Annotated in this window: 17 protein-coding genes; 12 read left to right on the top strand and 5 right to left on the bottom strand. The window is 42.0% G+C overall.

Going from position 1 to position 26444, the window contains the following annotated elements; translation table 11 throughout:
* From KFO40_RS14445 to KFO40_RS14435, 3 genes are all read left to right on the top strand, one after another.
* A partial coding sequence (locus KFO40_RS14445) for an ISAs1 family transposase (RefSeq protein ID WP_211146504.1) occupies positions 1-658 on the top strand: 658 nt, incomplete at its 5' end.
* 221 nt (positions 659-879) lie between these two features.
* Positions 880-2796, top strand: a complete 1917-nt coding sequence (locus KFO40_RS14440; RefSeq protein WP_004298332.1) for an Ig-like domain-containing protein — start codon at positions 880-882, stop codon at positions 2794-2796.
* A complete protein-coding gene (locus KFO40_RS14435) occupies positions 2741-3616 on the top strand; it encodes a DUF3108 domain-containing protein (protein ID WP_008641759.1) in 876 nt (291 codons plus the stop codon). The genes KFO40_RS14440 and KFO40_RS14435 overlap by 56 nt, the downstream gene beginning before the upstream one ends.
* Positions 3617-3785: 169 nt before the next feature.
* On the opposite strand, the gene KFO40_RS14430 is transcribed toward KFO40_RS14435, so the two are convergent.
* The 3 genes from KFO40_RS14430 to KFO40_RS14420 form a co-directional block, all read right to left on the bottom strand.
* Positions 3786-4196, bottom strand: a complete 411-nt coding sequence (locus KFO40_RS14430; RefSeq protein WP_004298330.1) for a PaaI family thioesterase — start codon at positions 4194-4196, stop codon at positions 3786-3788.
* Between the two features lie 32 nt (positions 4197-4228).
* A complete protein-coding gene (locus KFO40_RS14425; protein ID WP_004298329.1) occupies positions 4229-5221 on the bottom strand; it encodes a FecR family protein in 993 nt (330 codons plus the stop codon).
* 101 nt (positions 5222-5322) lie between these two features.
* Positions 5323-5919 carry an RNA polymerase sigma-70 factor gene (locus tag KFO40_RS14420; RefSeq protein WP_004298328.1) on the bottom strand — a complete coding sequence of 199 codons (597 nt, stop codon included), beginning with the start codon at positions 5917-5919 and terminating at the stop codon, positions 5323-5325.
* 405 nt (positions 5920-6324) lie between these two features.
* Here KFO40_RS14420 and KFO40_RS14415 point away from each other — a divergent pair, with 405 nt between their 5' ends.
* From KFO40_RS14415 to KFO40_RS14375, 9 genes are all read left to right on the top strand, one after another.
* Complete coding sequence (locus tag KFO40_RS14415; RefSeq protein ID WP_138294005.1) at positions 6325-8049, top strand: hypothetical protein; 1725 nt, start codon at positions 6325-6327, stop codon at positions 8047-8049.
* A gap of 57 nt (positions 8050-8106) precedes the next feature.
* On the top strand, positions 8107-11607 hold the full coding sequence (locus tag KFO40_RS14410; RefSeq protein ID WP_211146503.1) for a TonB-dependent receptor: 3501 nt from the start codon (positions 8107-8109) through the stop codon (positions 11605-11607).
* A 20-nt stretch (positions 11608-11627) separates the two neighbouring features.
* Positions 11628-13460, top strand: coding sequence for a RagB/SusD family nutrient uptake outer membrane protein (locus tag KFO40_RS14405; protein WP_008776094.1), 1833 nt, complete (start codon positions 11628-11630; stop codon positions 13458-13460).
* Positions 13461-13486: 26 nt separating this feature from the next.
* A complete protein-coding gene (locus KFO40_RS14400) occupies positions 13487-14572 on the top strand; it encodes a family 43 glycosylhydrolase (RefSeq protein ID WP_004307466.1) in 1086 nt (361 codons plus the stop codon).
* A 3-nt stretch (positions 14573-14575) separates the two neighbouring features.
* Positions 14576-15652: a metallophosphoesterase gene (locus KFO40_RS14395; RefSeq protein ID WP_008023982.1), complete on the top strand. Its 1077-nt coding sequence runs from the start codon at positions 14576-14578 to the stop codon at positions 15650-15652.
* 39 nt (positions 15653-15691) lie between these two features.
* Positions 15692-17500 carry a glycoside hydrolase family 2 protein gene (locus KFO40_RS14390; RefSeq protein ID WP_211146502.1) on the top strand — a complete coding sequence of 603 codons (1809 nt, stop codon included), beginning with the start codon at positions 15692-15694 and terminating at the stop codon, positions 17498-17500.
* Between the two features lie 282 nt (positions 17501-17782).
* Entirely contained in the window at positions 17783-18985 is a 1203-nt protein-coding gene (locus KFO40_RS14385) for a glycoside hydrolase family 88 protein (RefSeq protein ID WP_004308000.1), read from the top strand.
* A gap of 151 nt (positions 18986-19136) precedes the next feature.
* Positions 19137-20687, top strand: coding sequence for a sulfatase (locus KFO40_RS14380; RefSeq protein WP_004298319.1), 1551 nt, complete (start codon positions 19137-19139; stop codon positions 20685-20687).
* A 113-nt stretch (positions 20688-20800) separates the two neighbouring features.
* Positions 20801-23662: a chondroitinase family polysaccharide lyase gene (locus KFO40_RS14375; RefSeq protein WP_211146501.1), complete on the top strand. Its 2862-nt coding sequence runs from the start codon at positions 20801-20803 to the stop codon at positions 23660-23662.
* A gap of 139 nt (positions 23663-23801) precedes the next feature.
* On the opposite strand, the gene cysS is transcribed toward KFO40_RS14375, so the two are convergent.
* Entirely contained in the window at positions 23802-25283 is a 1482-nt protein-coding gene (cysS, locus tag KFO40_RS14370) for a cysteine--tRNA ligase (RefSeq protein ID WP_211146500.1), read from the bottom strand.
* Positions 25284-25513: 230 nt separating this feature from the next.
* A complete protein-coding gene (locus KFO40_RS14365; protein WP_004315541.1) occupies positions 25514-26326 on the bottom strand; it encodes a Cof-type HAD-IIB family hydrolase in 813 nt (270 codons plus the stop codon).
* Positions 26327-26444: the final 118 nt, after the last annotated feature.

Raw genomic sequence — 26444 nt, 5'->3', positions numbered from 1 at the left:
TTTGGAACTAAGTGGTTGTATTGTTACAATTGACGCGATGGGATGCCAGAAAGATATAACCCAGACCATTATTGAGCGTGATGCAAATTATATTATAGCTATAAAGGAGAATAAGAAAAAAAATTATCAACTAGCTAAACAAATTATTGACGATTATCAGGATAGAGATGAAATAATCAATAGAGTCACCAGGCATGTGTCGGAAAATACCGGACATGGAAGAGTTGAGACAAGAACATGTACTGTAGTCAGTTATGGATCTATTATGGAGAAAATGTTTAAGAAGAAACTTGTGGGGTTGAAGTCTATTGTAGGGATAAAGTCGGAGAGAACAATAGTAGCAACAGGAGAATATACTCAAGAGGTCAGATACTATGTAACTTCACTTGATAATACCAAACCGGAGGAGATTGCATCTGCCATCAGACAGCATTGGTCTATTGAGAATAATCTTCATTGGCAACTGGATGTTACCTTTCGAGAAGACTACAGTAAAAAGGTGAAAAATGCAGCCAGAAACTTTTCGGTGGCAACAAAGATGGCACTTACCATACTAAAGAAGGATAAAACAACAAAAGGAAGTATGAATCTGAAAAGACTAAAAGCGGGATGGGATGAAAAATATTTGTCACAACTTTTACAGGAAAATAATTTTTAATGCGTCTGCCCTGTATAGTGTTCTTTGCGGAACACTATAGTGGAACGAAAAAAGATTAGGCAACAAAGGTAATCTCTTTAGGCAATAAAACTAATTATATTAGCAGGAAAGAAATAAAAACGTCGCAAATATTGTTTATTACCTTAAGTCACCCTTTCCTTTTTTAATAAATTAGCTAGAAAGTGTGGTGTTTATTGAATAAGAACCCTTATTTTTGCAGCATGTTACAATTTGAGAATCAAAAGATAAAGCAAATAGTTCGCAAGGTGCTTCCGGTAGTAACGCTGGGAGCTATGTTATATTCCTGCGCCAGTATTGGACGGCCGGACGGAGGCCCTTATGATGAGACGCCGCCCCGTTTCATCGGTAGTACTCCTGCTGCGGGCGCTCTGAATAATGAAAGGACTAAAATTTCTTTGATGTTTGATGAGTTTATTAAGCTGGAGAAAGCAACCGAAAAAGTCGTTGTTTCTCCTCCCCAGATACAGCAACCGGAAATCAAGGCTTCCGGCAAGAGAATACAAGTCAACCTACTCGACTCTTTGAAGCCTAACACGACCTATACGATTGACTTCTCGGATGCAATTGTCGACAATAATGAAGGTAACCCGCTAGGGAATTTTGCATTTACGTTTTCTACCGGTACGGAAATCGATACGATGGAAGTAGCAGGAACAATGCTCGACGCCTCTAACCTGGAACCTATTAAAGGTATGCTTGTCGGACTACATTCCAACCTGAATGATTCGGCTTTCAACAAATTGCCTTTCGACCGTGTGGCACGTACAGACAGCCGTGGACGTTTCTCCATCCGTGGTGTAGCTCCCGGCAAATATCGCATCTATGGATTGATGGATGCCGACCAAAACTTTACTTTTAATCAGAAGAGCGAGATGATCGCTTTCCATGATTCGTTGATTATCCCCCGCATGGAAGAACGTATCCGCATGGATACTGCTTGGGTGGACTCATTGACCTACGACACGATTGTTGAGAAGAAATATATGCATTATTTGCCGGATGATGTCATCCTCCGTGCCTTTAAAGAGCTTAATTATTCGCAATATCTTATCAAGTCGGAAAGACTGGTTCCTCATAAGTTCACTTTTTATTTTGCCGGTAAGGCGGACACTTTGCCAGTCTTGAAAGGCTTAAACTTCGATGAAAAGGATGCTTTTGTCATCGAAAAGAATCAGCGGAACGATACAATCCATTATTGGGTGAAAGATTCTTTGCTCTTCAAACAGGATACTCTTGCCATGAGTCTGACTTATCTTTATACAGATACTTTAAACCAATTAGTACCCCGTACAGATACGCTGAATCTTGTTTCGAAGCAGAAATATAAGAAAGAGGAGTCGGATAAGGACAAAAAGAAAAAGAAGAAAAAGAAAGGGGAAGAGGATGAACCCGAACCGACGAAATTCTTGCCGGTGAATGTTAGTGCCCCTTCGTCAATGGATGTATATGGATATATTTCTTTGAATTTTGAAGAACCGATAGCCAGCTACGACACTGCCGCCATACATCTGCGGCAAAAGGTGGATACGCTCTGGAAGGATATACCGTTTGAATTTGAGCAGGATTCCGTAAATCTGAAGAAGTTTAATGTGTATTATGATTGGGAACCGACGCTGGAATATGAATTTTCGGTGGATTCGACCGCATTTCATGGTATATACGGATTGTTTACAGACAAAATAAAACAAGGGTTCAAGGTGCGTAGTTTGGAAGAATATGCCAAAATCACGTTTGTGGTGACGGGAGCGGAACCTAATGCTTTCGTTGAACTGTTGGATGCGCAGGATAAAGTGGTACGCCGAAGAAGAGTAGAGGAAGGAGGTTATGCCGACTTTTATTACTTAAATCCCGGTAAGTACTCCGCCCGGTTGATTAACGACCGGAATGGAAACGGTGAATGGGATACCGGCAATTTTGAAAAAGGGGTGCAGCCCGAAGAGGTGTATTATTATAATCAGATTTTAGAGCCGAAAGCCAACTGGGATCTAGAACAAAGTTGGGATATTCATGCAGTTCCGCTGGATAAGCAAAAGCTGGATGAACTTAAAAAACAAAAACCAGATGAAGACAAGAAGAAAAAGGATCGGGAACGAAATAGTCAGAACCGCCGTCGTTAGCGTTCGACGCAATTTTATTATCGGATTAGTGGCCTTACTGATGGGAGCTTTCGCCCTCCCAGCCAGTGCTCAATGTGAAGCGAAGAATGATGCGTTTCAATCCGGCGAACACGTAATGTATGATTTATATTTTAACTGGAAGTTTGTCTGGGTGAAAGCCGGACTTGCCAGTCTGACGACGAATGCTACTACTTATCATTCACAACCTGCCTACCGGATCAATCTGCTTGCTTTGGGCAGTAAACGGGCAGACTTCTTTTTCAAGATGCGCGATACGCTGACTTGTGTGATCGGTGAAAAACTGGAACCGCGCTATTTCCGCAAAGGTGCTGAAGAGGGAAAACGTTACACGGTTGATGAGGCTTGGTTTTCTTATAAGGACGGTCTTTGCCTCGTAAACCAGAAACGTACTTATCGGGATGGAGCGTTTGATGAATCTGAAGCTAGCGATAGCCGTTGTATATACGATATGTTAAGCATCTTGGCGCAGGCACGTTCTTACGACCCTGCAGATTATAAGGTGGGAGACAAAATCAAGTTCCCGATGGCTACGGGCCGTAAAGTGGAAGAGCAAACGCTTATCTACCGTGGAAAAGAAAATGTGAAAGCGGAGAATGGAGTTACTTACCGTTGCCTGATCTTCTCATTGGTAGAATATGATAAGAAAGGAAAAGAAAAGGAGGTGATTACTTTCTTCGTGACGGACGACTTGAACCATCTTCCTGTCCGTCTGGATTTATTCCTGAACTTCGGTTCGGCAAAAGCATTCCTGAATAATGTGACGGGTAACCGGCATCCGCTGACTTCTATCGTTAAATAGATATAGAGAAAAAACGAAGGCATATCAGAAGTAAATGGCCCTGCCAACCTGTTATTTTTTAGACGCGGATAACGCGGATGACACGGATTTATTATCTTTTTATCCGTATCATCCGCGTTATCTGTTTCTAAAAGGTATACTTTTAAAAGTGTTGATGCGCTTTCCTGTTTTATTCCTGAACTTCGAAAGGCACTTTCTGATCCTTTCGGAACACGCTGGATTCAAAAGTTGCAATCAGCTCTCCGTCTTGGTTTGTTATATCTACCTGATAGCAACCTGTGCTTCGACCGATATAGCGTTCGCGTGCTTCGGCAAAGAGAGTATCTCCGGGGCCGCTGGCACGCAGAAAAGTAATAGTGGACGAGAGAGAGAAAGCTAGTGTGCCGTGCGAGTTGGCAGCTGCGGCAAGCGCAAGGTCTGCCAGCGTAAAGATCGCTCCTCCTTGTGTGCGGGCACCTGCGTTAAGATGTTCGGGTTTTATTTCTAATTTGGCTTTACTGTAACCTTTGCGTACTTCCAGCAGTACTACTCCTGCATTTTCGGCAAACAGATCGTTCTTAAAAAACTCTTGTGCGGTCATGATATTATTTTTGAAGATTCTTTAATCGTTTCTTATTTTTTCAATGAATGGATATATACCTTATCTTTTTCAATTGAGTAGCTAAATTTATTTGTTTCAGACATAATATCCAATATTTTCTCCAAATTATTTGTTTCTATAATAAAACTTCCATGGAAAATCAAATTCTTGAGTTGCTCTGACTCAAATGCGAATGTCACATCAAACTGGCGCTCCAACTCTTTAGAAATGATCGACATAGGAACTTCATCCCAGAATACTTTGCAGTTGATCCACTGTTCTGCATAGTCAGCACTCTCGGTCAGCTTATAAGTTTGGTCAAGCTTATTAACTGTCATCGTTTGATTAGGCTTCATTATAAACTCTTGGTTGATGCACGATAAGGCAATGGAACCTTCTAGGAGTGATACCTTTATATAATTCTCATCACCATAATTTTTTACGTTAAACTTAGTGCCCAGTACTTTAATCTGTGCAGAGTCTGTTTGTACAACAAATGGATGCTCTCCATGCGCTACCTCAAAATACCCTTCGCCTTCCAGTCGGACATTGCGATTCTTCCGACTAAAACTCTCGGAGTAAGAAAGCTTGGAATCTGCGTTTAACCACACTATAGAACCGTCAGGAAGCTTCATTTTTAATTTCGATTTTCTTGGAGCGTATACTTCGGAAATCAAAGAATCATCAGGTGTTGTAAAATTATAAATTATAAAAGGAGTGGTAAACAGTAATATAATGATTGCCGCTGCGTAACCTGCATACTTCACAAATAAGGCTCTTCTCATCTTTCCTGCCGGAGCACTCTTATGTTTGCGGATTCGTTTCGCAAATCTGTTATAGGCTTGTTCTTCGTGTACAGATACATTTTTATAGTCGGCAGACAGAAGCCAGATTCGTTTCTGCTGTTCAAAATATTTCTGATTCTCCGGATCGGAGTATATCCATTCGTTCAACTTATGCAAGTCCTCTTTGGTGATACTTCCCGAGAGGAAATCATATATCAGTCTGTCAAATTCTTCTTTCATACCATCTTAAACTTAATATCTATTGAAAATCATATACCTGCGCTATCATCAGGACAGTTTGTCAATAGAAGAAGTATAGTGAATTACTTTGCTTTTTAATATTAATTAAATATATTCGTAATAAACATTACAATCAGGGCAAGATAAGATTTTGCTGCTTCTTTCAGCTTATCCAGTGCACTTCGCATGTGATATTTCACTGTATGAATAGTGATTCCCATGATTTCGGCAATTTCTTCTTGTCTTTTGTTCTCAAAACGACTCAATAAAAATACCTTCCGGGTTTCCGGAGATAAGCCGTCAATCGTCTTCTGGATAATAGAATGTAGCTCTTTACCCTCTAAATGCTCAACCGGATTTTCGCCCAAGGACCATAAATCGCTGTAAATGACCAGGTCTTCTGACGAGCAGGCCGTTTCCCTTCTCACATATTCAAGCTGAAGATAATTGATACACTTATTGGCTACACTTCTGAAAAGGTAGTTCTTCAATGAGGTGTTAATTGTTATTTTAGAGCGGTTTTCCCATAGACTATACACCAAATCTTCTACTATAGATTCTGATAGATAAGAGTCTGTCAAATACCCTCTCGCTATCCGGCAAAGATCTGTATAGTAAGTTTTATAGATGTATCGGAATGCCTCCTCTTTACCCGATTTCAGGGCCTCGATAATCTCTGTTTCCAGGTTTTTTTCCATTATGTCTTTCAGAAATCGTATATTTGATTTATTAGTTAATATATTAAGGTGAATACTCACAGGTTCTGTTTCTCCGATGGATAATTCGGGGGCAAGGTATTGAAAAAATGTAAGATGACCAAACTCACTAATAAAAAGATGAGTTGAAGGGCTGAACGAATAAAAAAATCATTTCTCACTATACTTTTTATTAATCTGGCTGTCATATTAATGAATAGGCCAATAAAGCATATTTTAACCTGAATCTCTATGAATGGTAAAAAGAAGGATTGTAAAAGAGCATAGCGCGACACTCTTTTTTAAGTTATAAGGTATACAAACAGCTGTTTTAGTTTAGTCATGCAGGATAAAGATTGTTTTCAGGAATAACAGAAAATAAGCTATTTCTTATTTAAATAATATTGTATGAAGAAACTACATTTTCTATTAAGCACATTCCTTGTGTTTATATTCACGTCATGCGGAGAAGATGAACTGAAAGGTGTTGTCTTATCCGAAGATCCGGGGTACGTAAAAGAACCATTGGTAGCCATACAGGCAGAAGATGGCACAGGGAACTGGATAAATGGTCTTATTGACCAGAACAGTAGGGTCATAGCCTTAGATTTTCGCATTTTGGACGACCAAAGTGCGGTGAATGTGAAACTCAAACTGGCGGATGAATGGGCAAAGCCCATTGATCCGCTCACTACTGATGCTGTACTGGACTTGAGCAGCGGTATCACCCGTATTAAAGTGAATGATGGAGCAGATGATATCGAATATACCATTTTCAGCACTTCTACTCAGCTACTTCGAGGCGTAACGGCTACTTGTAACACAGAGCAGGTTAGTGCTAACTTTATTAATGGCATCGCTTCGTTACGTTTCAAACAAAACACTGTATTTGCAAACGTAGTGTTGATGCCGACTTTGGCAGATAACGCAGAAATCATCTCTACGGATCCCTCCAGTCAAAAAGATGAAAATGGGAACCTGATTGTTGACCTAAATAGCACACTTACTATTACTGTAAAAGACAATACGAACAACATGACTAAAAAATATCAGTTGAGTGCTGTAAATGGAATTATTGACGCAGGGGTAAACTGGAAAAATATTACTGCTGATTTAAAGAGTCAACACAGTAGTATTCGTATTCCTGATTTCATGATTGTCTATGAAAATAAAAACTTGCATGGAAGGAGCGGTAATACGGGATGGTTGATAACTATTCCTGCCGGTAGAATAAATATGAAGGTTAGCTGGGATATGAATAAAGACAATGTAACATGGGCTGAACCCACTGCTCAACATCGTACAACAGCTATCATGAATGATAATATGGATTATTCATTGTTTGTTCCGGGATTGTCCGGGCAATTCTGGGTACCGATATTTTATAGCCTCGGGTGGAATGATAGTGGGCTGCTATCCGCACCGCGTCTCGGATATAACCTATCTACTTCTTTGAAGTATTGTCCGGGAACTCTGGGAATTACAGCTGATGGAAAAGCGGAGATTTCGTATGCAGAAGTGATAGATAATAACTTGTATAAGTTTACCAGCGGCGGAGCCGGCAAACAAGCTGCCAATGGGGTACAGTGGTCCCCAACCAGTGCTGTCAGTGGATATTCCTATCCGTTGCAAAAAGGGCAGATCATGATTGCCGGAGAAAATGCAGAACTTTACAAGACATTTGCCACTAATGAAGGAAGAAATACTTCGACCCGTAACAGAGGAATGGATGGAGCATTGTCGGGAAGTAATTCATGGGCTGCTAATCCGGTAAGCATCTGGACTTTTGATGGTAAACCTGTAGGACGTCGGGCTGTCGGTATCACGGAAGAAGGAGACTTGGTCATTTTTGTAAGTAATCGTTTTACGAATTCTTATAACTCGGTAAAAGCAGCTTGGAATGTCTTTAGTGATGGCTCTTCTTTACGGGAAGTTGCTGTGGCATTGCAGGAAGTGGGTTGTACGGATGCCATTGTGTTTGGTGAGAACTATCATAGTCCTGTTGTTATTCGGGATGATAGTAGAGGGGTGCCTTTAGGAAAGGTAGCCGGTAGATACGACTGGGAAACGAACGGCAATGTTAAAAATGCGGATAATGAGGCTAGTTCGCAATCCTGGATAATGTTTAAATAAGAATATTGTAAAACAATGAGTTAGTAACAAAAGATATACACATAAAAACTTAAATCAATGAGTAAAATCATCAAATGCATGTTCTTCGTGCTATTAGCTGCAGTTCTTCCACTGTCGGTTCATGCACAACAGGTGACCTTACATTTGCAGGACGTAACGGTGCGCAAAGCGTTCCGGGAGTTGGAGGTCAAAGGAAATGTATCCTTAGTATATGAGAAAAATGATGTGGACCTGACCCGTAAGGTAACTGTAAAGGTAGATAATCAACCGATAAGCAAGGCACTGGATCAGATTCTGAAAGGGCAGGAGTTGATTTATAAAATAAAAGATAATCATATTATTATCACCCGGCCTGTCGTTCAGAAATCGGATAAGAAACGGCGTATCAATGGTGTCATCAGCGATGTCAATGATGAATTGTTAATTGGAGTATCGGTATTAATTCCCGGTACTAATATTGGCACGGTGAGTAATATGGAAGGGAAATTTGAACTGGAAATACCGGAGGACGCTAAGAAATTGCAAGTGTCTTATATCGGTTTTGACACGCAGGAAATTTCATTGTCGCCTGGCAAGACGACATTCAACATTGTAATGGGAGAGAATGTGAAAATGCTTTCAGAAGTAGTAGTGGTTGGTTATGGCACACAAAAGAAGGTGAACCTGACCGGTTCGGTTGCTACGGTAAATTTGGAAAAGGAATCACTTTCCCGTCCTTTGGTCAGTGCTTCGCAGGCGTTGAGCGGTATGACAGCCGGTTTGCAGGTGATGCAAAGCTCCGGGACTCCATATAATGAAGGCTTTTCTTTCAATATTCGGGGAGTAGGTACCCTGAACAGTTCTTCACCACTCGTGTTGGTGGATGGGATGGAACAAAGTCTGAATAATGTTGATCCCAATGATATTGCTTCTATTTCTATCTTGAAAGATGCGGCTTCGTGTGCTATCTATGGTAACCGGGGGGCAAATGGGGTTATTCTGGTTACTACCAAAACCGGACAAACAGGAAAGGTCAGCGTATCTTACAATGCTACTTTTTCACTGAATCAACCTACCAAACTGATAAAAACAGTATCTAACTACGCCAAGTATATGGAATTGATGAACGAAGCTGCTACTAATATAGGAGAATCTGCTCCTTTCAGCGACATTACCATCAATCAATGGCGTGAAGCTGAAAAAGATCCGAATGGCATTTCTGCCTCCGGCTATCCTAATTATGTAGCTTATCCCAATACGGATTGGTACGATGAGATATATAGTAATGACTGGATGATGAAACATTCGCTTTCCGTCACTGGACAGGAGGGACGTACCGGATATAATCTTTCTATATCTTATACCGACAATCCGGGATTAATCAAAGATACCGGATACCAACGCTATTTTCTGCGTGCCAATGTTTATTCGGATATTACTAAGTGGTTACGTATCGGTACTCGTGTATGGGGGTATCACACCGACCAGAAGAAAAGCGATACCGGTTCACTCACCAATATCAATACCCAAAAAATGATACCGGGCGTATATCCATATTATGATGGAAAATATGGTGCGCCGGAAGCGAACGAGGAAGATCCGCAATCTCACAATCCTCTGTGGGACATGGCGCAATCGGAAGGGCATATCAAGAACACGCAGTTCTTCACTACTTTCTATGCCAACGTGAAGTTTCTGAAACACTTCTCATACGATGTTAATCTGAACTATAAGGATTATCGTTATGAATCGATGTCCGTAAATACGGATTATGGGAAATATAGTTTTAGTACAGATCAGTGGATAGCTGCCCCCAAAGATCCTGCCGATTTGTATACCCGTATGGCGTATGTCCGTGAGAACCACTGGAAATTAACGCACTTGCTCAATTATAACCAGACTTTTTATAAGCATGATATTGGTATGTTATTGGGCTTTGAAGAAGAACGTTTTGTCAAACGGACTACCGACACTGCCAAACTTGGATTAATAGATTCGTCTGTGGGTGATTCAAGTTCTGCTACTACTCCTTCTTCCATAGGTGGTACAGGTGAGGAATTTACATCCCGTTCTTACTTCGGTCGTATTAACTATGCTTTCGACAGCCGTTATTTATTCGAGGTTAATATGCGTTATGACGGTTCCTCCCGTTTTGCTCCGGATAATCGCTGGGGGCTTTTTCCATCTTTCTCTGCCGGGTGGAGAATCAGTGAAGAGAGATTTATGAAAGGACTTCCTATCGACAATCTGAAATTACGTGCTTCGTGGGGTAAGTTAGGGAACAATGCGATTGGTAACTATGAATGGCAGGCTGTGTACAACTCGGCAAAGTACGCGTTTGGAGGTAGCCTTAATAATGGTTTGGCAATTACTTCTATTTCCAACAACCTGTTGGAGTGGGAAAGTACTGCCATTACGAATATTGGTATCGACTTTGCAACTTTAAGAAACCGTCTGACGTTTGAGGCTGAATTTTATAATAAAGTAACGGATGGAATCTTATATCGCCCTGATATGTATATGTCTCTCGGGACAGCCAGTGGCCCTCGTCAGAACATTGCGGAAGTGACTAACCGCGGTATTGAAATGACCCTGAATTGGCAAGACCGTATCGGTAAAGTAGAATATCGTGTATCCGGTAACTTTGCCTATAACCAGAACAAGGTCAGTAAATACAAAGGAGAGTTGCAGCGTGGCTGGGTGACAGATGAAAACGGGAACCGTATTTATCAAACCAATATCGGTGATGTCTCTACCGGAGGATCTACCCGTGTAATAGAAGGTAAAATGATTAATGAATACTATATGTTGCAACCATATAAAGGTAATGGAAACGGCTTTAACGCAGATGGAACAGTCAATATCAACGGTGGTCCGAGAGACGGAATGATCCGCACAGTAGACGACATGAAATGGCTGAATGCCATGGTAGGGGCAGGGTATAAGTTTTATCCGCGTCAGAACGTCAGTAAGAGTGGCATTTGGTATGGTGATTACATCTATGCAGACTTAAATGGCGACGGTGTATATGGTAATGACGCTGATAATGAGTTTCAGGGATGTTCCAATGTGCCCAAGTATAACTTCGGTCTGCAGGCAAGCGCTAATTGGAAAGGCTTCGATTTCTCCATGAACTGGTCCGGTGCGGCAGGTTTCAAGATTTACTACTATCGTTTGGCATTGAACAGCAGTGCTACCATCAAAGGATATGCTATCGGGGAAGCAATAGCAAACGATCACTATTTCTTTGATCCCAAAAATCCCAATGATCCGCGCACGAACTTGAGTTCAAAGAATCCTCGTTTGACAAATAACTCCGGTAACGACCAAAGTGGTATGACACAGTCATCAGTACATTTGCAAAAAGGGGATTATATTAAACTGAAGAACCTGACTATCGGATATACATTGCCTGCTGTCCTGTCGAAAAAAGTATATGCACAGAATATCCGTTTCTTTGCTTCCGGTGAAAATTTATTTACCATTACCGGGTATGAAGGAATGGACCCGGAAATGCGTACCGCAGTGGGATATTCTACTATGAGACAATATGCATTCGGTGTAAATATCACTTTCTAAACTTACTCTAAAACGATTTTATGATGAAAAACAAAATAAAAATATTTCGGAAATTAGTAAGATGTGCATCTATTGCCTTGCTGTCTTTCTCTATGGCTGGATGCGGTGCGGACTTTTTAGATACTACTCCTACCAATAACATAAGCGGTAGTAGTATCTGGACGAAAGCAACTTTGGCCGAACAGGCTGTTATCGGCGTATATAATGTCTTTCTGGATCAATATTGTCCTAACTCCGGCATTTTGGATTCGCACCGGATTCCATGGGATGCTTATTCTTCTGTGATGGATACAGACAAGAACTGGATTAAGCGAATGCCTAATTGTACAGGAGCAGCTACTCCCTCAAGTGGCCTGTTCAGTGATATTTATAAACGTTTTTATACTTTTATCTATCGTGCTAATGATGTGATAGATAATATTGGTCAGGTTCCTGATATGTCGACCGGAGAGAAGCAACGGGCTATCGCCGAATGTAAATTCTTGCGTGCATTTGCTTATATGCGCTTGAATATCTTGTATAAAGGAGTGCCGTTATATATGAATGCAATCACGAGTCCTGAAAACGGTAACAAAGCCCGTTCTTCAGAAGCGGATGTTTGGGCGGCTATACTCCAGGATCTGACAGATTGTGTGAATGAACCCAATCTACCGGGTAAATATAATTCGGGTGACTCTAACTATGGACGGGTAACCAAAGGAGCTGCTTATGCATTACGCGGACAAGTATATATGTGGCAGAAGAATTGGGAGGCGGCGGTTGATGATTTTAATTCTGTGGCTGACTGTGGCTTCGGGTTATATACTAAGGCCGGTGCTACCAGTTATAAGCAGTTGTTGAAAATAGCAAATGAACAATGTGAAGAAATGATATTCTCTGTGCAATGCATCAAGCAATATGGCTACTCCAATACAAGGAACATCACTTACGGCAACCGTTGTACAGCAGGTTCTATGTGGAATAACTATTTGCCTAATCCGCATTTTGTAGAATCTTTTGAGACGGCGACCGGAGAAAAGTTTAATTGGGATAACTACTTGCCGGGCTATAGTGCGATGAAAGAAAAAGAACGTGTGGTGTTTTTTCTACGCGATGGACTGTCTGCGGCGGAAAAGGAACGTATGGCTGCCTATGGGGCAGATATGAACAAATATCTGGATAGTGGCAATGAAGCACGTATCAAAAAAGCTTACGAGAGCCGTGATCCACGTCTGCAAATGGCTGTCATTACCCCTTACGCACAATACAATGGTGCTTCTTCTGGAATAGCTCATACTTATACATTGCGTTGGCCTTATCGTGGCTCCGACAGTGCAGAGCCTTTTGATATCCGTACTGATACAAACGATAAGTTTTACTATCTATGGAGAAAGTTTGTACCTGAAGGTCTGGAACAGACAGAACGTGATACTTATGGATTGGATATTCCATTAATACGCTATGCGGAAGTATTGCTCCTGAAAGCAGAAGCGCTAAATGAATGGGGAAGTACCCATGAAAGCGAAGCAATCAGATGTGTTAATGAAGTAAGACGTCGTGCAGGGCATGTCGAATTGAATAATGCAACTTATCCTGCTACGAAAGTTAACGGGCAGAGTGATTTGCGTGAACGTATCCGGAATGAGTATTACTGGGAAATCGGTGGCGAAGATTCCATGTATTTCCATGAATTGCGTTGGGGAACGTGGAAAGATAAGAAGTTTGATAATAATCGTAACGGTCTGATGCAGATGTGGGGTGAAACGACTTATACCTGGTACTGGTTGGGAGATCAGTGCTGGAGCTGGCCTATTCCTGCTAAAGAAATGGAAATGAACTCGAATTTGGAACAGAATGAAGGTTGGATAAATTAATCTTAGTTTTAACTAATAAAGTATATATGAAAAAATTATCTTTTTTAATTGCAACAGCATTGTGTATCATGGCATGTTCCGGTGGCTCTGACGAACAACCGGATGGGCCGGGTAACGGTAATGGAAATGGGGGTGGGGGGAGTACACCTAACCCTGTTTCATTCTCCAATCCTATAGTCGGCAAACAGTTGCCTGATCCGACAATAATTCATGCGGCAGACGGGAACTTTTATTTGTATGTTACCCAACAGGATAATATCTATATTCCGATTTACAAATCTACTAATATGACACAGTGGACTTATGCTGGGGCAGCCTTTCTGCAAAAACCGAACTGGCAGCCGGACACTCGCTTATGGGCTCCGGACATTAACTATATCAATGGCAAATATGTGCTCTATTATACTCTCGGGCACTGGGACTTGCCTAAGAATAGTTGTATCGGGGTGGCGGTCAGCGACTCTCCTGTAGGACCTTTTACGGATCACGGAAAACTTCTTGACTACAATTCTGGTACTATGCAGTGCATCGACCCTTGTTATTTTGAAGATAATGGTAAGAAGTATCTTTTCTGGGGAAGTTATAATAGTACTTCTAAAGGCTATGAAGGAGGTATCCGTTATGTAGAGTTAAGTGCTGACGGTCTATCCATTAAAGGGGCTGTTTCCGAAAAGATAGCGGGTCCTTCAATAGAAGGCATCATGGTTCATAAACGCGGGAATTATTATTATCTATTTGGCTCTACGGGTAGTTGTTGTGAAGAGGAAAGAAGTACGTACCGTGTAGTGGTGGGGCGTTCTAAAAATATCGAAGGTCCTTATGTGGGTAAAAACGGTACTGTGATGAAAGAAAATAGTAGTTATAATGAAGTAATTCTACAGGGTAATAACCTGTTTGCCGGAACCGGACACAATTCCGAAATTATCACGGATGACGAGGGTAATGACTGGTTCTTCTATCATGCCTGGCAGAAAGCGAAAATAGATAATGGTCGTCAATTGATGTGTGACCGCATACAATGGAGCAGTGATGGCTGGCCTTATATTACTAATGGCACACCGGCATCCGTATCTCGTGCACCTGTATTTAAAAACGAAGAAGAAAAAGAGTAATCTATGAAACTATTCAACTATTTATTGGCCGGGATATTGTGTGCTTCTGTCACTTGTCTCCCGGCGCAGCATCGGGCTGATCCCCAGAAATTGGTCAATCCGGAATCCTTTTCTATGATTTTGCTCGGTGATCCACAGGGATATACCAAGTATGATATTAACCAGCCGCTTTTTGATCTTTGTACCGCATGGATTGCGGACAATATAGAGTCGCTTAAAATTAAAGCTGTCCTTTGTACAGGCGATTTGGTGGAGCAGAATGATAATAATGTATTAAACCGTAAGATGCTGAACCAGACCAGTCGTGAAATGTGGGAGGCAGCATCGCAGGCTTTGAAAAGACTGGATAACAAAGTACCTTATATTATTGCCGCAGGCAATCATGATTATGGATACAAAGCCGCAGAAAACGGTCGTACTTATTTTCCTGATTATATTCCTTTTGAACGAAATTCTACCTGGCGGAATATCTGTGTCAGTGAATTTCCTAATCGTGAAGGCAGGGCGTCTTTAGAGAATTCGGCTTTTGAGTTTGATGAGCCGGGATGGGGAAAGATTTTGGTTATAGCAGTAGAGTTTGTGCCTCGTGATGAAGTTCTGCAATGGGCGAAAGATTTGGTAAACAAGCCGGAATACAAGAATCATAAGGTGATTTTTATCACTCATTCTTATCTTGATATAGGTAATAAGCGCGTTACGAAAGATGGGTATAAGATTTCTCCACAAAACTCGGGGCAGGCTATTTGGGAGAAACTTATTTATCCTTCTTCCAATATCCGTCTCGTACTTTGCGGACATGTGGGAAGAGGCACCGGTGAATATGAGAATAATGTGGCTTATCGGGTGGATAAGAACAGTGCCGGGAAAGATGTATCACAAATGACGTTTAATGTACAATATGTAGGAGGTGGTCCGGAAGGGAACGGAGGGGATGGTTGGCTTCGCATTCTGGAATTTATGCCGGATGGTAAAACGATCAAAGTACGTACTTATTCTCCCTTGTTTGGGATTTCAAAATTGACCAGGCATCTGGCACATCGTACGGCACCTTACGATCAGTTTGATATTATATTGGAATAACTTGACCTAGTAAAAATACTCTTAATAGAAATAATGTAGATGAGAAAAGTTGTATGTTCTTTAGTGATACTTATTAATAGTGTTTATCTATTTGCACAGTGGAAACCGGTTGGCGGTCGAATTATGACGGAATGGGCGGCGAAAATAGATGTTGAAAACGTGTTGCCCGAATATCCCCGCCCAATTATGGAACGTGCTGACTGGATAAATCTGAACGGATTGTGGAATTATGCTATTTCTCCGGTAGGTCAAGCTATGCCACAAAGTTATGATGGTCGGATTTTAGTTCCTTTTGCTGTAGAATCAAGCTTGTCCGGAGTGGGGAAAAGTCTTGGGGAGAAGAATGAACTTTGGTATCAGCGTCAATTCTCGGTTCCCTCCAAATGGAAAGGACATAGGATCTTATTGCATTTTGGGGCTGTTGACTGGAAAGCGGATGTTTGGGTAAATAAGGTAAAGGTGGGACAACATACAGGAGGATTTACTCCTTTTTCTTTTGATATCACGCCTGCCTTGCTGAATGGGGAAAATGAATTGATCGTGAAAGTGTGGGACCCGACTGATAAAGGTCCTCAGCCTAGAGGAAAACAGGTTAGTAAGCCGGGAGGTATCTGGTATACTCCTGTCAGTGGTATTTGGCAAACAGTTTGGCTAGAACCCGTGCCAATCCGGTCGATTGTCAATATCAAAACGACTCCTGATATTGACAGGAATAAGTTGACAGTAGAGGTTATGACAGATCATCAGATGCTTTCAGATAAATTGGAGGTGAAGGTATTAGAAGGAAAGCAGTTGGTGGCTGTAGGAAGTTCCGTAAATGGTATTCCGGTTGAAATTGCTATGCCGTCTGATGTAAAGTGGTGGTCACCGGATTCTCCGTTTTTATATGATATGGAAATTTGTCTGTATTCAGAAAATAAGTTGATCGATAAGGTTAAGAGCTATACTGCCATGCGTAAATATTCAACGAAACGCGATAAAAATGGAATTGTACGTCTACAATTGAATAATAAGGACTTGTTTCAATTTGGTCTTTTAGATCAGGGCTGGTGGCCGGATGGCTTGTATACGGCACCTTCGGATGAGGCTTTAGTATATGATATTCAAAAGACAAAAGATTTTGGATATAATATGATTCGCAAACATATAAAAGTAGAGCCTGCCCGTTGGTATACGTATTGTGATCGTTTAGGGGTTATTGTGTGGCAGGACATGCCGAGTGGCAATAAGAATCCCGAGTGGCAGAATCGGAAGTATTTTGAGGGAACAGAATTTAAACGGTCTGCTGAATCAGAGGCTATTTATCGTAAAGAATGGAAAGAAATTATCGACTGCCTTTACTCTTATCCTTGTATTGGCACATGGGTACCTTTCAATGAGGCTTGGGGGCAGTTTAAAACCCCTGAAATAGCAGAATGGACAAAGCAATATGATCCTTCCCGTTTAGTGAATCCTGCTAGTGGAGGTAATCATTATACCTGTGGTGATATGCTCGATTTGCATAATTATCCCGGTCCGGAGATGTATTTATATGACGCACAGCGTGCAACTGTACTCGGAGAGTATGGAGGAATTGGTTTAGTGCTGAAGGAGCATCTTTGGGAGCCGAATCGTAATTGGGGGTATGTTCAGTTTAGTACTTCCAAAGAAGCTACTGATGAGTATCTGAAGTATGCTAATATGCTGAAGGATATGATTGCACGTGGATTCTCGGCTGCTGTTTATACACAGACTACAGATGTTGAGATCGAAGTGAACGGATTGATGACATACGACCGCAAAGTAATAAAACTGGATGAACAGAAATTGAAGAGGGCAAATACGGAAATTTGTGAAAGTTTAAAGTAAGAAGCCGGATTAGCTATTTGGCTGAACAAAAAACTCATCTGTAGCCATTCGAATTATAGATATAGTTTGCAATATTATATAATTGAGAAAACAGAATTCAGATACTTTCTTTGTATCTGGACTCTGTTTTTTTTGAATATATAATTCTATCCATTCCTTCATTTTTCAGTGAAATGTACCAAAATTGTCCTTCATTTGGATTATTTAGGTCGGTCAATTCTATTTAAATGCACTACTTTTGCCATCAGGAAAATTAATCACTTAACAAATAATCCCTGTATTATGAAAACAATTCTTAGCGCATTAGGACTTTCCCTATTGATCTTTACGAGTTGCGGTGGACAAAAAAAGGTTGAAGTAGACTTTATTCAGGACAACATCGACAACGCTGTGGCACAGAACACAATCCAGACGGACATTATCGAGAAGTCCGGTAAAATCTTGAATCCGAGAACAATCAACGAAGATGGGAGTATCTCTTACATACCGATGGAAGACTGGTGCTCCGGATTCTTTCCCGGTAGTATATGGTTGACTTATAACCTGACGGGTGATAAGAAATGGTTGCCGCTGGCTGAGAAATACACAGAAGCTCTTGATTCTGTGAAATATCTGAAATGGCATCATGATGTAGGTTTCATGATTGGTTGCAGTTATCTGAACGGCTATCGCATGGCAGATAAGAAAGAGTACAAAGACGTCATTATAGAAGCTGCCAAATCATTGTCCACTCGTTTTCGTCCGAATGCAGGCGTTATCCAGTCATGGGATGCCGATAAAGGTTGGCAGGGAACACGGGGATGGAAATGTCCGGTGATTATTGATAATATGATGAATCTCGAACTCTTATTTGAAGCAACAGCTCTTTCCGGAGATTCTACTTTCTACAATATTGCAGTGAAACATGCTGATACAACAATGGCTCACCACTTCCGTCCGGACAACAGCTGCTACCATGTGGTAGATTACGATCCGGAGACAGGAGAAGTGCGTAAGAGACAAACTGCACAGGGATATGCGGATGAATCTTCTTGGGCCCGTGGACAAGCTTGGGCACTCTACGGATACACTACTTGCTATCGTTACACGAAAGACAAGAAATATCTCGACCAGGCACAAAAAGTCTATAACTTCATCTTTAATAATAAGAACCTGCCGGAAGACCTCGTACCATACTGGGATTATGATGCTCCGAATATTCCGAACGAACCGCGTGATGCTTCTGCAGCAGCTTGTACAGCCTCTGCCCTTTACGAACTGGATGGCTATCTGCCGGGCAACCACTACAAAGAAACGGCTGATAAGATAATGGAAAGTTTGGGCTCACCTGCTTATCGCGCAGAAGTTGGAACAAATGGAAACTTTATCCTGATGCATTCGGTTGGCAGTATTCCTCACGGTCAGGAAATTGACGTTCCTCTGAACTATGCTGACTATTATTTCTTGGAAGGACTGATGCGTAAAAGAGATTTGGAAAAGAAATAAGAAATAGACAATGAACGGTAAACAGTGAACGGTGAATGCTTAGCGGATTCTGACGGAACATGTTTACCGTTTATCATTCGCTACTTATTATCTATAACTTTCTATTGACCGTTTGTCATTTACCTGTTTTAATTATTTATCATAAACTATCATGAATAAACCTATAAACCTTCTTGTAGGAGGCTTGACGCTGTTTGCCGCACAAGGTTGCAAGGCTCCGAAGCAAGCGTCCCAACAAGCGGAGCATCCTAATATAATCTATGTATTTCCCGATCAATACCGTAACCAGGCGATGGGCTTCTGGAGGCAGGACGGATTCCGGGATAAAGTAAACTTTGAAGGAGACCCCGTGCATACTCCTAATCTGGATGCCTTTGCACGTGAATCTATGGTCTTGTCGTCTGCACAGAGTAACTGTCCGTTGAGCAGCCCTCATCGTGGAATGTTACTGACCGGTATGTATCCGAACAAAAGCGGTGTACCATTGAATTGCAATTCTACACGTCCGATCAGTTCCTTACGCGAGGATGCGGAATGTATCGGCGATGTGTTCAGCAAAGCAGGTTATGACTGTGCTTATTTTGGTAAACTTCACGCTGACTTCCCGACTCCGAACGATCCCGAACATCCGGGACAGTATGTGGAAGAAAAACGTCCGGCATGGGATGCCTATACACCGAAAGAACGCCGGCACGGCTTTAACTACTGGTATTCTTACGGAACATTTGACGAACACAAGAACCCGCATTATTGGGATACGGATGGTAAGAGACACGATCCGAAGGAATGGTCACCTTTACACGAATCAGGCAAAGTCATTTCTTATCTGAAAAATGACGGTAACGTACGTGATACCAAGAAACCTTTCTTCATAATGGTGGGCATGAATCCTCCTCACAGCCCGTATCGCTCCTTGAATGACTGTGAAGAGCAGGATTTTAATCTTTATAAAGATCAGCCTCTGGATAGTCTGTTGATTCGTCCGAATGTCGATTTGAAGATGAAGAAAGCGGAGTCTGCACGTTATTATTTCGCTTCCGTTACCGGAGTAGACCGTGCTTTCGGACAGATTTTGACGACATTGAAAGAATTGGGATTGGATAAGAATACAGTCGTAATCTTTGCTTCCGATCATGGTGAGACGATGTGTAGCCAGCGCACTGATGATCCGAAGAATTCCCCTTATTCTGAATCCATGAATATTCCGTTCCTGGTTCGTTTTCCCGGTAAGATTCAGCCGAGGGTAGATGATTTATTGCTCTCCGCTCCTGATATTATGCCTACGGTGCTTGGCTTGTGCGGACTGGGTGATTCTATTCCGGCGGAAGTGCAGGGACGTAATTTCGCTCCTCTTTTCTTCGATGAAAAGGCTGAAATTGTTCGTCCTACAGGTGCACTGTATATTCAGAATGTAGATGGTGATAAAGATGAAAATGGATTGGTGCAGACTTACTTCCCTTCTTCAAGAGGTATCAAGACGGCTCAATATACATTGGCGTTATATATCGACCGTGATACGAAGCAATTGAAGAAAAGCCTCTTATTCGATGATGTAAAAGATCCATATCAACTGCATAACCTGCCTTTGGAAGAAAATAAGGAGATTGTGGCACAACTTTGCGGTGAAATGGGAGCTATGTTGAAGGAAATTAATGATCCTTGGTATACGGAAAAGATTCTGTCGGATCGGATTCCTTATTAGCGATTAGTAATTTATAAAACGCTGATTAACTCAAATAAGTGCCAATTTTAGGAGTAAATCTCTGCGACAATAATAGGTGTTAATCCGCATCCGCGTTTAAATTGAAAATAGTAATGAAAAACAGTTGTTTTATAGTATTATTCCTTTTGGGAATCATTCCTTCAGCTTTCGCTCAACTCATCGGATTTGAAGAAGAAGTGCCCGAAGCATTTACAGTTTCCGGAAAGGGAGAAGTGAAAATCTCTTCTCTTTTTTACAAGGAGGGTGAAAGTAGTCTGGAATGGGACTTTCAGCCTGGTTCTACGCTGGACATTCAAATTGCTCCTTTATCGTTGAATGCGAGAAATGAGAAGCAATTCGGCATTACCTTGTGGATTTATAATGAGAAACCGCAGCAGGATTCTATTCGTTTTGAGTTTCTGAATAAGGCAGGAGAAGTCTCTTATTGGTTCTCTTATCGTTTACAGGCAGCAGGCTGGCGGGCTTGCTGGATCTCTTTTGAGTATATGCAGGGCGACAAGAAAGATAAGAAGATCGTAGCCTATCGGCTGGTTGCCCCGCAACGGAAGGGACGTATCTTTCTTGACCGTCTGATTTTTCCGGAAAAGAAAATGAATCTTCGTACCACTCCCGACCAACAGTTGCCTACCAATAATGGGCTGTCTAATCGTGACCTGTGGCATTGGTGTCTCGTGTGGAAATGGGAACAACAGTCGTATGATATTCCTCTGCCTTCTAAATTGACAAGCGAACAAAAGAAGGAGCTGAAGACTATCGAACAACGTTTGACTGACTTTCTGGAAGTGAAAAAGGCTCCGCAAGGACCGATTAATGCTGCCTATAAAACATTTGAGAAAGCGGCTATCAGTCCATCCATCGCTGGGACGGGATTTATAGGAACTCCTATTGTTGCTCCTGATGAACAGGACAAGAAGAAAGGAGAAATGTCATGGAACGATATTGAAACGATGCTTTCCGGCTTTGCCTATGATGCTTATTATAACCAGAACGAAACATCAAAGAAAAACTACTTTACCGTATTCGACTATGCTATCGATCAGGGATTTGCATACGGTAGCGGTATGGGTACCAATCATCATTATGGTTATCAGGTACGTAAGATATATACAACTGCCTGGCTGATGCGTGATGCTATCTATAAACATCCTCATCGGGATGCTTATCTCTCCACATTGCGTTTTTGGGCGGCTCTGCAAGAAACTCGTCAGCCATGTTCTCCAACACGTGATGAATTGTTGGATTCCTGGCATACGTTATTGATGGCGAAATTTATTTCCGCTATGATGTTTCCCGATGCAAGGGAACAGGCGCAAGCTTTGAGCGGCTTGTCACGTTGGCTATCTTCTTCTTTGCGTTATACTCCGGGAACGATCGGTGGTATAAAGGTAGACGGTACGACTTTCCATCATGGCGGTTTCTATCCGGGATATACCACTGGAGTACTTGCGACTGTAGGAGAATATATTGCATTTACCAATGGTACAAGTTTTGAACTGACCGAAGATGCGCGCAAACACATGAAATCAGCCTTTATTGCTATGCGCAATTATTGCAATTTCTATGAATGGGGCATCGGAATCAGTGGCCGTCATCCTTTTGGAGGGAAGATGGGAAGCGATGATATCGAAGCATTTGCCAATATCGCTTTATCCGGCGATTTGTCCGGTCAGGGAAATACGTTTGATCGTGGTCTGGCTGCCGACTATTTACGTCTGATACGCAATAGTGATACTCCGAATGCGCGTTTCTTCAAGAAGGAAGGTATTCAACCGGCACAGGCTCCACAGGGATTCTTCGTTTACAACTATGGTTCGGCAGGCATTTTCCGTCGTGCGGACTGGATGGTGACATTGAAAGGGTATACCACTGACGTATGGGGCTCTGAAATTTATACGAAAGATAACCGTTACGGACGTTATCAGAGTTATGGCTCCGTGCAGATTATGGGGAAAGGAAATCCCGTGTCACGTGCCGGAAGCGGTTTTGTGCAGGAGGGATGGGACTGGAACCGTTTGCCGGGCACAACTACCATTCATTTGCCTTTCAACTTGCTTGATAGCCCATTGAAAGGAACGACTATGGCACGCTCCAAAGAGAATTTCTCCGGAAGCAGTTCTTTAGATGGTAAAAATGGAATGTTCGCTATGAAATTGGCAGAACGGGATTATGAGAACTTCACACCAGACTTTGTGGCCCGTAAATCCGTTTTCTGTTTTGATAACCGGATGGTTTGCCTGGGAACAGGTATTGCGAACTCCAATGCGGATTATCCTACGGAAACGACTCTTTTCCAGACAAAATATAATGGTAAGGAGCCCAAAGTAGGAGAGGATAACTATTGGCTTCATGATGGTTATGACAATTATTATCATGTAGTGGACGGAACCGTTCGCGCACAGGTGGCAGAACAGGAATCACGGCATGAAAAGACGCGTGAAATAACCAAAGGAAAATTTTCTTCTGCCTGGATAGAACATGGCAAGGCGCCGAAAGAGGGGACTTATGAATATATGGTATTGATACAGCCTTCTGCTTCCGATCTCGACGAACTGCGCAAAACTCCTGCATACGAGGTGTTGCAACGCGATCAGACTGCTCACGTTGTTTATGATAAAAAGACAGGTATCACGGCGTATGCTGCTTTTGAAGCTTATCAGCCTGCCGCTGATAAAGTGTTCGTGGCTATTCCTGCGGAAACAATGGTGATGTATGCAAAGGAATCTGATAAGGGTATCCGTTTAAGCGTCTGTGATCCGAATCTGAATATAGAAGAGAAGACGTATACAACGAAAGAGCCCAGTCGTCCTATTACTAAGGAGATACGGCTTAAAGGACATTGGAGATTGACAAGCCCGATGGAAAATGTCCGGTTGGAACAGCAGGGAGACCAGACCGTACTGACGGTAACCTGTCAGCATGGACAGCCGGTTGAAATGCTCATGGAAAATAAATAATTAGTGAATAAGATAAGAGAAAACAAGAATTTAAAGAGAGGTATTAGTTATCATGTTTCTATGAAAAAAGAGAAGACCGGTTCGTGGTGAGCCGGTCTTCTTTGTATTTGCACGGTGCGTTGAGCACTTTCTTTTCTTATTACTTATTCAGCCTCCATTCGAAACCGTCTTTAGTATCTTTGATTTCAAATCCGAGTGCTGTCAGTGTGTTGCGGATTTCATCGGAAGTAGCCCAGTCTTTGTTGGCTTTCGCTTTCATACGTTGTTCCAGTAGCATATCTACTACCTTACCGTAGGCTGCTTCACGGCCATCAGAAGAACCTTTTTCTTCTTTCAATCCCATGATGTCGAAGCTGAACAGATGGAATGTTTCTTTCAACTCTTTCAGGTCTTCGGCGGATATGGTGGCATTGCCGGCAATGATATTGTTAATAATGCGGGCACCTTCGAAAAGCTGTGCGATGACAATCGGTGTATTCAAGTCGTCATTCATTGCTTCATAGCACTTAGCGCGCAGTTCTTTCACGTTGATTCCCTCTGAAGTTGCCGGTGCGGGAGTAATCTTATCCAATGCGTCAATGGCTTCCATCAGACGTTGCAGCCCTTTTTCGGATGCTTGCAGTGCTTCATTGCTAAAGTCTACCGTGCTGCGGTAATGAGCTTGCAGGATGAAGAAACGGATTGTCATTGGTGTGTAGGCTTGTGCCAGCAGCTTATGAGTACCGTTGAAGAATTCGTCCAAAGTGATGAAGTTGCCGAGTGATTTACCCATCTTGGTTCCGTTGATGGTAATCATGTTGTTGTGCATCCAGTAGTGAACCATGTCATCACCTTGTGAGGCTACCGATTGTGCGATTTCACATTCGTGGTGAGGGAAAATCAAGTCCATTCCTCCTCCGTGAATATCGAAGTGTTCGCCTAGGTATTTGCGTCCCATAGCGGTACATTCGGCGTGCCATCCGGGGAAACCGTCGCTCCATGGAGACGGCCAGCGCATGATATGTTCAGGTTGTGCCTTTTTCCAAAGGGCGAAGTCGGCGGGATTGCGTTTTTCGCTTTGTCCGTCGAGGTCACGGGTGGTATTCAATACGTCGTCCAAATTACGTCCGGAAAGTTTTCCGTAATGGTGATCTTTGTTGTATTTGGCTACATCGAAATAAACGGAGCCTTCGCTTTCATAGGCGTATCCGGCATCCAAAATCTTCTGTACCAGTTGGATTTGTTCAATGATATGTCCTGAAGCATGTGGTTCGATGCTCGGAGAAAGTACATTCAGTGCTTCCATTGCTTTATGATAGCGGTTCAGGAAATATTGAACAACCTCCATTGGTTCCAACTCTTCCAGACGTGCTTTCTTGGCAATCTTGTCTTCTCCGTCATCGGCATCATGTTCCAGATGACCTACATCGGTAATATTTCGTACGTAGCGTACTTTATATCCTAGGTGGGTGAGATAGCGGAATAACACATCGAAGGTTATAGACGGGCGGGCGTGTCCTAAATGGGCATCTCCGTAAACAGTCGGTCCGCACACATACATGCCTACATGAGGTGCATGAAGCGGTACGAACAACTTTTTCTTTCTATCTAAGGTGTTGTAAATGGTAAGTTGATGTTCCATAACATTTTATATTTGTTTTATTGGAACTGCAAAGTTAGTATAAAATCTGAATATGCGCTCTATCTTTGATGAGTTGATTTTAGCTCTTGAGCTGTTTTACTGGTAATATTATTAGTTTCCCGGTATGAAACTAAAAGTTTCACACCGGGGAACCAATGGTTTCATTACGGGAAACCAAAGGTTTCTCACCGAGAAACTAAAATTTTGTCGGCATGAAAGTAAATGTTTGGTTATTGTTGACTGCAAAACTTATCAATAGCTTCTGCTACACCGTCTTCTTCGTTGCTTAGAGTGATGTAATTTGCTGCTTTTTTTACAGGTTCTTGTGCATTTCCCATAGCAATTCCCAGTCCTGCAAACTTAATCATGGATAAGTCATTATAGCCATCTCCCATTGCTATGACTTCTTCTCGTGCTACTCCTATTTCTTTCAATAAGACAGCAAGAGAAAGAGCTTTGTCAATTCCTTGCGGAACTAATTCGAGGAAATAGGGTTCTGAACGGAAAACGTTAATATGTCCTTGTAGCCGGAGACTAAGTTCTGCTTCAAGCGGAATGAGTTTATCTGCGTCTCCCACGATGAGGCATTTGGCTACAGGAAGCGTGATCTCTGTGAGGAAGTCGTTTGTTTCCCGTACTGCCATTTTATTGAGAAAGGCCTCTTTCTGTACGTATGGGTCTTGAGAGTTTTCTGTTATTATATCTGCTCCGTCATAGGTTAATATACTTAGTTGGTGGGTACGGGCACATTCATAGAGCATCGGAACAACTTCATTAGGTAACACATTTTCATATACCATCTCTTTTGTTTCCCAATTGATAATTTCACCTCCGTTATAGGAGAGGATGAAACCTCCGAATTCATTCATCCGTAATTCGTTGGCTAATGGTACAATACCATAAGTAGGTCGTCCGGAAGCTAATACGAGTCGTATTCCTTGCTCTTGTATACGTATTAGAGTTTCCCTGTTGCGGGGAGTGATTTCTTTTTTAGAATTGGTGAGTGTGCCGTCAAGGTCGAGCACGATAAGTTTGTATTTCATGTAGCGTTGTTTTGGGTGCAAAGATAGATTAAAAAAGTTTTTCCGCAAGGTGGTGGGGGAAAAGATGTGGCTTTAGCTAAGCCAGCCATCGTTTGTTCAACTTGGCAGATGTTTTTGT

The organism is Bacteroides sp. 1001302B_160321_D4, from assembly GCF_015667765.1.
In the GTDB taxonomy this organism is placed as follows: domain Bacteria; phylum Bacteroidota; class Bacteroidia; order Bacteroidales; family Bacteroidaceae; genus Bacteroides; species Bacteroides xylanisolvens.
Note: the sequence above shows the minus strand (reverse complement) of the source record. Positions and strands in the feature narration are given on the sequence as shown.

Bases quoted from the DNA above. Each gene is read 5' to 3' on its own strand.
- KFO40_RS14400 (WP_004307466.1), top strand. From the start codon at position 13,487: ATGAAAAAATTATCTTTTTTAATTGCAACAGCATTGTGTATCATGGCA.
- KFO40_RS14395 (WP_008023982.1), top strand. From the start codon at position 14,576: ATGAAACTATTCAACTATTTATTGGCCGGGATATTGTGTGCTTCTGTC.
- KFO40_RS14380 (WP_004298319.1), top strand. From the start codon at position 19,137: ATGAATAAACCTATAAACCTTCTTGTAGGAGGCTTGACGCTGTTTGCC.
- KFO40_RS14405 (WP_008776094.1), top strand. From the start codon at position 11,628: ATGATGAAAAACAAAATAAAAATATTTCGGAAATTAGTAAGATGTGCA.
- KFO40_RS14440 (WP_004298332.1), top strand. From the start codon at position 880: ATGTTACAATTTGAGAATCAAAAGATAAAGCAAATAGTTCGCAAGGTG.
- cysS (WP_211146500.1), bottom strand. From the start codon at position 25,283: ATGGAACATCAACTTACCATTTACAACACCTTAGATAGAAAGAAAAAG.
- KFO40_RS14425 (WP_004298329.1), bottom strand. From the start codon at position 5,221: ATGAAAGAAGAATTTGACAGACTGATATATGATTTCCTCTCGGGAAGT.
- KFO40_RS14410 (WP_211146503.1), top strand. From the start codon at position 8,107: ATGAGTAAAATCATCAAATGCATGTTCTTCGTGCTATTAGCTGCAGTT.
- KFO40_RS14415 (WP_138294005.1), top strand. From the start codon at position 6,325: ATGAAGAAACTACATTTTCTATTAAGCACATTCCTTGTGTTTATATTC.
- KFO40_RS14390 (WP_211146502.1), top strand. From the start codon at position 15,692: ATGAGAAAAGTTGTATGTTCTTTAGTGATACTTATTAATAGTGTTTAT.
- KFO40_RS14375 (WP_211146501.1), top strand. From the start codon at position 20,801: ATGAAAAACAGTTGTTTTATAGTATTATTCCTTTTGGGAATCATTCCT.
- KFO40_RS14365 (WP_004315541.1), bottom strand. From the start codon at position 26,326: ATGAAATACAAACTTATCGTGCTCGACCTTGACGGCACACTCACCAAT.
- KFO40_RS14385 (WP_004308000.1), top strand. From the start codon at position 17,783: ATGAAAACAATTCTTAGCGCATTAGGACTTTCCCTATTGATCTTTACG.
- KFO40_RS14430 (WP_004298330.1), bottom strand. From the start codon at position 4,196: ATGACCGCACAAGAGTTTTTTAAGAACGATCTGTTTGCCGAAAATGCA.
- KFO40_RS14420 (WP_004298328.1), bottom strand. From the start codon at position 5,919: ATGGAAAAAAACCTGGAAACAGAGATTATCGAGGCCCTGAAATCGGGT.
- KFO40_RS14435 (WP_008641759.1), top strand. From the start codon at position 2,741: ATGAAGACAAGAAGAAAAAGGATCGGGAACGAAATAGTCAGAACCGCC.